Source organism: Streptomyces sp. WELS2, assembly GCF_013870595.1.
Lineage (GTDB): Bacteria > Actinomycetota > Actinomycetes > Streptomycetales > Streptomycetaceae > Streptomyces.
In genome coordinates, this window is the sequence record NZ_JACBWZ010000906.1 from 1 (window position 1) to 2,334 (window position 2,334).

Genomic DNA, 2,334 nt, shown 5'->3' on the forward strand with positions numbered 1-2,334 from the left:
GTTCGCCGCCGTGGACCGGCACGTCGTGGCGGACCTCCGGGGTGGCGCCCGCCGCCGCGCACAGGCGCAGCAGATCGTCCAGGAGGACGGCGTCCTCGGTGATGATGAGCGGCCGTCCGGGCCGGTCCGCCGGACCGGGTGGCGGGTCGTGGGTGACGATTCCGGTCACGGGTGTTCCCCCTTCGCTGTGTGGGCCGTGTGGCTTCCTCGGCCACGCGATTCCCAAAGGTGTGAAGAACCGGCGAGCGGCCTGCTGTGAAGGCCGCCGGAAACCGGCCATACGCGCTGCGGGCAATCGGAACCGGCCAAGAACTCGCCGCGGCCGGAGCACGCTGGAAACACGGTGGCGCGACCCGCGAAATAATGTGGATCTTGGTGGAAAACTGTGGACAACCCCGGCCTTGTGAATAACTTCGTCACCCATACCGGTGACCCCTGCACGGATCCGCAGAGGACTTCCACAGAGCAGCCCGGCAATTACGCGGAGTGACCGATCATGGACATGCCGAAGAAACGGCAACGACGGCGTGACGTCGGCCGTACGACCACGTGAAGAACGGGGAAGCGCGAGAAAACCCGCCCGGACATGCGACGACCCCCGCCGGGGGGGAGAGCGGGGGTCGTCCCCACGGCCGACTCGGGGGGGGAGGAGTCGGACCGGGTTAGCACGGTCGCGAACGATCCGTGACTTCCATGGTGTACCCGAGAGCCCTCTCAGGCAAACCCACGCGCCCCACCTTACGCCGAATGGTGGGCCCCTATGCTCAGGGGTGTGGAAAACCACTCCTTGCCCCGCGCCGCGGCCTTCTTTGACCTGGACAAGACGGTCATTGCGAAGTCGAGCACGCTCACCTTCAGCAAGTCCTTCTACCAAGGCGGTCTGATCAACCGCAGGGCCGCCCTGCGTACCGCATATGCCCAGTTCGTCTTCCTGGCCGGCGGTCTGGACCACGACCAGATGGAGCGCATGCGCGAGTATCTCTCCGCGCTGTGCCGCGGCTGGAACGTCCAGCAGGTGCGGGAGATCGTGGCCGAGACCCTGCACGACCTGATCGACCCGATCATCTACGACGAGGCCGCCTCCCTCATCGAGGCGCACCACGCGGCCGGCCGGGACGTGGTGATCGTGTCCACCTCGGGCGCGGAGGTGGTCGAGCCGATCGGCGAACTGCTGGGGGCGGACCGTGTGGTCGCCACCCGCATGGTCGTGGGCGAGGACAGCTGCTTCACCGGAGAGGTGGAGTACTACGCCTACGGCCCGACCAAGGCCGAGGCCATCCGGGAGCTGGCCGCGTCCGAGGGCTACGACCTCGACCGCTGCTACGCCTACAGCGACTCGGCGACCGACCTGCCGATGCTCCGCACCGTCGGACACCCGCACGCCGTGAACCCGGACCGCGCGCTGCGCCGCGAGGCCCTCGCGCACGGATGGCCGGTCCTGGAGTTCCGCCGGCCGGTCCCGCTCAAGAAGCGGCTGCCGACGTTCTCGGTACCGCCCCGTCCCGCGCTGGTCGCGGCGGCGGCCATAGGCGCGGCGGCGGCGACCGCCGGCCTCGTCTGGTACGCCGGCAGGCGCCGCGCCACGGCCTGAGCAGCGCCCGATTCATCCCGTTCGAGGGCGAAAGTAAAGAAGTGCGGGCAGGGGTTCCGCTTCCTCCCGGCTCGCGGTACAAAGAACGTAGGCCCGCGAGACCAAAAGGACATCCGGGAGGATTCCCTGTCTCTACGCACTTGGCCCACGGACCTCGCATGAACACCGGGCACCCACGCGACGTCGACCCGTCGATTACGGGCCAGCCGCACCAGGACGGGCAAAGCACCCCGACCTGATGGGCGACATATCGAGGACGCTTGGTAACCCGGTGAGCATGCCAGCGGCGGTACGAGCATTCGTACCGCCGCATCTCCGTTCTCTCAGGCCGCGCCGCGCTGGAGCGCCTCGCAGACCGCCGTCGACTCGCGCACGCCCAGCTCGACCGCCCGTCCACAGTGGGCGATCCACGCCGCCATGCCCTCGGGCGTGCCGGAGACATAGCCCTCGAGGGCGGCCAGGTAGGAGGCGCGGCCCAGTTCGGCGTGGCCGACCTCGGCCGGACAGACGGCCTTCGGGTCCAGACCGCTGCCGATCAGCACGATCCGCTCGGCCGCGCGCGCGACCAGGCCGTTGTGCGACACGAAGGGGCGCAGCGCCAGCAGCTCGCCGTGCACGACGGCGGCCGTCACCAGGGCCGGGGCCGAGGTGCCGGCGATGATCAGGTCCGCCAGCCCCTCCAGCCGGCCGGAGACCTCCCCGGCGTCGGGCAGCGGCAGTTCGACCAACGGCTCGTCCACCGG

At 69.6% G+C, this 2,334-nt stretch carries 1 protein-coding gene and 2 pseudogenes; 1 reads left to right on the top strand and 2 read right to left on the bottom strand.

Features of this window, described 5'->3' with window-relative positions; genetic code table 11:
- Positions 1-169, bottom strand: a pseudogene (locus H5J33_RS37970) (septum formation initiator); the annotation flags it as partial.
- Positions 170-760: 591 nt separating this feature from the next.
- On the opposite strand from H5J33_RS37970, the gene H5J33_RS31570 reads away from it, so the two are divergent.
- Positions 761-1,591: an HAD family phosphatase gene (locus H5J33_RS31570; protein ID WP_181798174.1), complete on the top strand. Its 831-nt coding sequence runs from the start codon at positions 761-763 to the stop codon at positions 1,589-1,591.
- A 323-nt stretch (positions 1,592-1,914) separates the two neighbouring features.
- On the opposite strand, the pseudogene H5J33_RS31575 reads toward H5J33_RS31570, so the two are convergent.
- Positions 1,915-2,334, bottom strand: a pseudogene (locus H5J33_RS31575) (oxidoreductase); the annotation flags it as partial.